Source organism: Actinocorallia lasiicapitis, assembly GCF_054778695.1.
In genome coordinates this window covers 1-760 of record NZ_BAAGZI010000845.1, presented here as the reverse complement: position 1 = coordinate 760, position 760 = coordinate 1, and the positions used below count along the sequence as shown (strand labels likewise).

General features: G+C 71.8%; 1 protein-coding gene. It reads right to left on the bottom strand.

Translation table 11 applies throughout. The features are described from left to right. The coding region (locus tag ACYVE7_RS35035) for an MFS transporter (RefSeq protein ID WP_460370976.1) at positions 1–491 on the bottom strand (491 nt) is incomplete at its 3' end. Between the last annotated feature and the right edge of the window lie 269 nt (positions 492–760).

Genomic DNA, 760 nt, shown 5'->3' with positions numbered 1-760 from the left:
AGGCCCGTCCGGGCGAGGCTGCTCAGCAGGAACGTCGCGGCGAGCGCGGCCGCCACCGCGACGGCGTTCGCCTCGCTGATCGCCGACCGGCCCGCCACCGGCCCGTGGTGGTCGGTGAGCGCCGCCATCCCGCTGTACAGGGCCATCGACCCGGCCGCGCTGGCCACTCCGAACGCCAGGAGCGTCACCGGCAGGACCGGCCAGGCGGCGAGCACCAGCACCGCGGCGTCCATGACCAGCAGGCCCGTCCAGACGATCTTTCGGCGGCCGAATCTGCGGGTCAGGGCGGACAGCGACAGCCCGCAGCAGACCGCGCCGATCGCCATCGCGGTGCCGTGCAGGCCCGCGACGGCCTGGGAGGTGTGCTGGTCGATCCGGATCAGCGGCAGCGCGGCGCTCAGCCCGTACAGCTGGGTCGCGAAGATCGAGAGCTGGAGGTAGACCAGCCAGGTGGCGCGGTCTCTGGTGAGCCCGCCGTCCGTCACGCCCACTGCCACCGAACCCCCGAAAAAATCCGTCAAAGTACCGCAAAAAGGTATCAGTGAGCGGGTGTCATCCTGAGGGCCGCAGCAAGGGACGCCCCGCCGTTCAGGGTGGAAACCCTACGCTGAGCAGCGGTTCGACGCTAAGATCAGCCGCTGGCGGGCATCCGATCGGGGGAGCGGAATGATCATCAAGCGGTGTGCCCGGACGGCGCCGGGCCTTCTCGCCGTCGCCGCGCTCGCGGCCTGCACGGCCGCACCGCCGCCGCCCCCGGGCA